Source organism: Brevundimonas sp. CURTG3B2_SDJG (assembly GCF_057364705.1).
Genome location: NZ_JBNFOJ010000197.1, coordinates 1 through 5,487, shown reverse-complemented (window position 1 = coordinate 5,487; position 5,487 = coordinate 1). Strand labels below are relative to the sequence as shown.

The following is a 5,487-nucleotide window of genomic DNA, read 5'->3' as shown; positions in this document are numbered from 1 at the left end:
GCCGCGCCGGCGCGGCGTCCCGGCGGCGGCCCGGAGGCGCGGGCCCACTACGGCTTCCGCAAGGTCGAGATCTTGCCCGGCAACGTCGGCTACATCGACCTGCGGCAGTTCTCCAACATCGACTTCCAGAACCCCGATGATCCCGCGCGGCGGGCCGCCGACGCCGCCCTGACCTTCGTGGCCGACGCCGACGCGGTCATCTTCGACCTGCGCGACAACGGCGGCGGCGCGCCGTCGATGGTGGGGTATCTGAGCAGCGCCTTCACGCCCGCGAACGCGCCGATCTATAACATCTTCCACAGCCGCGAGGGAACCGAGAGCGAAGCGCCGGAGGTGTTCCACCCCAACCCGCGCCTTGATGTTCCCGTCTACATCCTGATCAGCGGCCGCACGGGCTCGGCGGGCGAGGCCTTCCCCTACACTCTGCAGGGCGCCGGCCGAGCGATCGTCGTCGGGGAGCGTTCGGGCGGGGCGGCCAACCCGGGCGGAATGGTCCCCGTCGGCGGCGGTTTCGCGGTCTTCATCTCCCAGGGGTCGCCCCGAAACCCGAACACTGGCCGGAACTGGGAAGGCACGGGGGTCGAGCCCGACGTGGCCGTCCCCTGGAACCAGGCGCTCGACCGGGCGCACCAGCTGGCGCTGGAGGGTGTTCTGCGGAAGGACGCCCGGAGGATGGACGCGACCTGGGCGCTGGAGGCCATGCGCTCGACCGCCGAGGCCGGCGATCTCGCCGCCTACGAGGGCGCCTATGGCGAGCAGACGGTGTCGGTCGTCGACGGCCGGCTGCAGATCGTGCGCGGCCGACGCCCGCCGGCGGTCCTGGCGCCGCTGGGCGACGACGTCTTCACCGTGGTCGGCGATCCCGGCCGCCGGGTCCGGTTCGTCCGGGAAGGCGGGGGCCGCGCGACCGCCTTCGACCTGATGAGTCTGGGCGGTCCGCCGATGCGCGCGCGGCGCACCGACTAGGCGCCAGCGTTACAGTTCATCACGGCTTGTTACAGGCGCGGGGTTGAATCCCCGCGCGCGCGGTTCCATTGAAGCGCCGAACCCCGAACGCCGCTTCCAAGGAGCCCGCCCCATGACCGTCCGCGTCGCCATCAATGGCTTTGGCCGCATCGGCCGCCTCGTCCTCCGCTCGATCGTCGAGCACGGCCGTCGCGACATCGAGGTGGTGGCGATCAACGACCTGGGCCCGGTGGCCACCAACGCCCACCTGCTGAAGTACGATTCGGTCCATGGCCGTTTCCCCGGCACGGTCGAGCACGGCGAGGACTGGATCGACGTCGGCTTGGGCAAGATCAAGGTCACCGCCGAGCGGGACCCTGCGAAGCTTCCGCACAAGGCGCTGAACGTCGACATCGCCTTCGAGTGCACGGGCATCTTCACCTCGAAGGAAAAGGCCTCGGCCCACTTGGCCGCCGGCGCCAAGCGCGTGCTGGTCTCGGCCCCCGCCGACGGCGCCGACAAGACCATCGTCTACAAGGTCAACCACGAGACCCTGACCGCCGACGACATCGTCGTCTCTAACGGGTCGTGCACCACCAACGCCCTGGCTCCGGTCGCCAAGGTGCTGAACGACCTGTTCGGCATCGAGCGCGGCTACATGACCACCATCCACGCCTACACCGGCGACCAGCCGACGCTGGATACGATGCACAAGGATCTGTACCGGGGCCGCGCCGCCGCCCTGTCGATGATCCCGACCTCGACCGGCGCCGCCAAGGCCCTGGGCCTGGTTCTTCCCGAACTGAAGGGCAAGCTGGACGGCTCGTCGATCCGCGTCCCCACCCCGAACGTCTCGGTCGTCGACCTGAAGGTCGTCGCCGCCCGCGAGGTCACGGTCGAGGAGATCAACGCCGCGCTGCAGGCCGCCGCCGACGGCCCGATGAAGGGCGTGCTGTTCACCACCAACGACCCGCTGGTCTCGTCGGACCTGAACCACATCGCCGCCTCGTCCACCGCCGCCCTGCCCCAGACCCAGGTCATCGACGGCAAGCTGGCCCGCGTGCTGAGCTGGTACGACAATGAATGGGGCTTCGCGACCCGCATGGCCGACACCGCCCTGGTGATGGCCAAGTTCCTCTAGGTCTGAGCCGGGGGCAAGGACGTTCGGGAGCCGCAATGTCGAAGCGGTGGTTGGCGCAGGCGGCGATGATCGGGGGACTGGGCGTCCTGCTGGTCGGATCGATCACCTATGCCTTTCTGCCGGGTGATCACGATCGCCTAGCGGTTCCCATATCCTTGATGGCTCAGGTTTTCGGCCTGGTTGGATTGATGCTGGTTCCAATCGGGACCGCATGGCTCATACGACCGCGCTTCAGGTTCATCTTCGCTGTCCTGGCGCTTCTGACCGGGACAGCTGTCGCGCTGATCCTCGCCTTGTTCGCCACCTTGAGCGTCGGGCGAACCTTCGGTGTCCTGACCCTGGCGATCTGGGCCGGCCTCATGGCACAGCTAGCGCCGGCGACGATGCGATTGCGGCAAAGCCGGGGAAGCGGTGTGGACGCCGCTCCGGCATACCTGATCGTCCTGCCGATAATCGCCCTCGCCGCTCAATTGATCCTGGCGGCCCCGTTGACCGCCTTCAGCCGTGAACGGGCGATCGACAACGCGGCCCGCTTCATTCGCCACATCGATCTGTATGCCTTGGAACACGGCGCCTATCCGGCCTCGCTCCAGGCCCAGAACCAAGACTACCGGCCAGGCGTGGTGGGCGTAGACCGCTATCAGTATGTGCCTCAGCAAGGGGCTTACAATCTGTCCTTTGAACAGCCCCGGTTTCTGCTTGATCGCTTCGGCACGCGCGAATGGGTGGTCTACAACCCACGCGACACTCACAGGGTCTACAGCCATACCACGTGGATGATGCCCGACGACGAAGGCTCTGAAGCCAGCCAGGGCTGGTATGAGGCCCGCGAGACGGGCCATAGGCATTGGCGCTCCTTCCTATTCGACTAGCAACGGCCTTGTGACATGACCTTCCGCACCCTCGACGACGCGACCGACCTCGCCGGCAAGACCGCCCTGGTCCGGGTGGACTTCAACGTCCCCATGGAGAACGGGCGGGTCACGGAGGACACCCGCCTTCGCGTGGCCCTGCCGACGATCCAGAAGTTGAGGGACGCCGGGGCCAAGGTGGCGCTGCTGGCCCACTTCGACCGGCCCAAGGGCCAGCGCGTCCCATCGATGAGCCTGAAGCCGGTGGTCGATGATTTGGAGCGCCTTCTGGGCGCCCCCGTCCGCTTCGCCGACGACTGCGTGGGCGACGAGGCCAAGGCCGTGATCGCCGACCTCGACGCCGGCGGCGTGGTCTTGCTGGAGAACGTCCGCTTCCACGCCGGCGAGGAGAAGAACGACCCGGCCTTCGCCGCACAACTGGCCAAACTCGGCGATCTCTACGTCAACGACGCCTTTTCCGCCGCGCACCGCGCCCACGCCTCGACCGAAGGCCTGGCCCGCCTGCTGCCCGCCTACGCCGGCGAATCGATGCGCCGCGAGCTCGACGCCCTGGACGCCGCCCTGGGCAATCCGGTGAAGCCGGTGATCGGCATCGTCGGCGGGGCCAAGGTCTCGACCAAACTCGACCTGCTGAAGAACTTGGTCGGCAAGCTGGACCGCTTGGCCATCGGCGGCGGCATGGCCAACACCTTCCTGTTCGCCCAAGGGACCGACATCGGCGGGTCGCTGGCCGAGAAGGACATGGCCGACACCGCCCGCGAGATCCTGGCCGAAGCCGAGGCGAAGGGGTGCGAAATCCTGCTGCCGGTCGATCTGGTGGTCGCCGCCGAGGTGAAGCCTGGCGCCGCGGCCCGTACGGTCCAGGCGGGCGAGGCGCTGTCGGCCGACGACAAGATCCTGGACGCCGGCCCGGCCTCGGTCGCGCGGCTGACCGCAGCGATCGATGCGTCGAAGACCCTGATCTGGAACGGTCCGCTCGGGGTGTTCGAAGTCCCGCCGTTCGACGCCGCCACGGTGGCGGCGGCCTGCCATGTGGCCGAGCGGGCGAGGGCCGGCGCCCTGGTCGCGGTCGGCGGCGGCGGCGACACCGTCGCGGCTCTGCACCATGCCGGCGTGGTCGACGACATGACCTTCGTCTCGACCGCCGGCGGAGCCTTCCTGGAATGGATGGAGGGCAAGCCCCTGCCCGGCGTCGAGGCCCTGCGCGCCTGACGTGACCGGAACGGCACAGGCGTCGGTCTGGGCGTCGTCAAGCTGTAACAATGCGTGACTTCGCCCTTCGCCGGGGCTAGACGTTCCGGCAAATAACAGGGCTCAGGAGACACCCCATGGCGCGCATCACGCTGCGACAGCTGCTCGACCACGCGGCCGAGAACGACTACGGCCTGCCCGCTTACAATATCAACAACATGGAGCAGGGCCTGGCGATCATGGAGGCGGCGGAGGCCGTCAACGCGCCCGTCATCATCCAGGCCAGCCGCGGCGCCCGCAGCTACGCCAACGACATCGTCCTGGCCAAGCTGATCGACGCCTTGGCCGAGCTCTACCCGCACATCCCCGTCTGCATGCACCAGGACCACGGCAACGGCCCCGCCACCTGCGCCACCGCCATCCAGTACGGCTTCACCTCGGTGATGATGGACGGCTCGCTGGAAGAGGACGCCAAGACGCCCGCCAGCTACGAGTACAACGTCGACGTCACCCGCCGCGTCACCGAGATGGCCCACGCCTGCGGCGTCTCGGTCGAGGGTGAGCTGGGCGTGCTGGGCTCGCTGGAAACCGGCATGGGCGAAGCCGAGGACGGACACGGCTTCGAGGGCAAGCTGGATCATTCGGCCCTGCTGACCGACCCGGACCAGGCCGTCGAGTTCGTGAAGGCCACCAAGGTCGACGCCCTGGCCATCGCCATGGGCACCAGCCACGGCGCCTACAAGTTCAGCCGCCAGCCGGACGGCGAGGTCCTGGCCATGAACGTGATCGAGGAGATCCATCGCCGCCTGCCGGACACCCACCTGGTCATGCACGGCTCGTCATCGGTGCCGCAGGACCTGCAGGACATCATCAACCAGTACGGCGGCCAGATGCCTCAGACCTGGGGGGTGCCGGTCGAAGAGATCCAGCGCGGCATCAAGCACGGCGTGCGCAAGATCAACATCGACACCGACAATCGGATGGCCATCACCGGCGCCATCCGCAAGGTGCTGGCCGAGAAGCCGGGCGAGTTCGACCCGCGCGCCTATCTGAAGCCCGCCAAGGAAGCGATGCGAAAGCTGTGCATCGAGCGCTATCAGCAGTTCGGCTGCGAAGGCCAGGCCTCCAAGATCAAGCCGCTGTCCACGGCCCAGATGGCCAAGCGCTACGCCTCGGGCGAACTGGACCCGCACTTCGGCGGCGCCGCGTCCAAGGCCGCCTGATCGGCGACCGCGCTTCGCGGCCGCCGATCAGCCTTCGTCACCAGCGGCCCTCGTAGCGGTAGCGCACGTCCCGCGCCTCGCGCTCGGCGTCGTCGAGCGCGTTCTTGCGCCCGGC

5 protein-coding genes are annotated in these 5,487 nt (G+C 68.3%); all 5 read left to right on the top strand.

The window, feature by feature from the left end:
• Positions 1 to 966, top strand: a 966-nt coding sequence (locus AC2W7C_RS12900) for a S41 family peptidase (protein ID WP_486001801.1), incomplete at its 5' end; no start/stop codon positions are given.
• Between the two features lie 112 nt (positions 967 to 1,078).
• Positions 1,079 to 2,086, top strand: coding sequence for a type I glyceraldehyde-3-phosphate dehydrogenase (gene gap / locus AC2W7C_RS12895; RefSeq protein WP_486001800.1), 1,008 nt, complete (start codon positions 1,079 to 1,081; stop codon positions 2,084 to 2,086).
• A 50-nt stretch (positions 2,087 to 2,136) separates the two neighbouring features.
• Entirely contained in the window at positions 2,137 to 2,958 is an 822-nt protein-coding gene (locus tag AC2W7C_RS12890; RefSeq protein ID WP_486001799.1) for a hypothetical protein, read from the top strand.
• A 15-nt stretch (positions 2,959 to 2,973) separates the two neighbouring features.
• Positions 2,974 to 4,170 (top strand): phosphoglycerate kinase, encoded by a 1,197-nt coding sequence (locus AC2W7C_RS12885; RefSeq protein ID WP_486001798.1) that lies wholly within the window; start codon positions 2,974 to 2,976, stop codon positions 4,168 to 4,170.
• Between the two features lie 116 nt (positions 4,171 to 4,286).
• Complete coding sequence (fba, locus tag AC2W7C_RS12880; RefSeq protein WP_486001797.1) at positions 4,287 to 5,372, top strand: class II fructose-bisphosphate aldolase; 1,086 nt, start codon at positions 4,287 to 4,289, stop codon at positions 5,370 to 5,372.
• Positions 5,373 to 5,487: the final 115 nt, after the last annotated feature.

What these genes read in the sequence shown, in the direction of transcription:
- AC2W7C_RS12885 (WP_486001798.1), top strand. Translation starts at nt 2,974, where the DNA reads ATGACCTTCCGCACCCTCGACGACGCGACCGACCTCGCCGGCAAGACC.
- fba (WP_486001797.1), top strand. Translation starts at nt 4,287, where the DNA reads ATGGCGCGCATCACGCTGCGACAGCTGCTCGACCACGCGGCCGAGAAC.
- gap (WP_486001800.1), top strand. Translation starts at nt 1,079, where the DNA reads ATGACCGTCCGCGTCGCCATCAATGGCTTTGGCCGCATCGGCCGCCTC.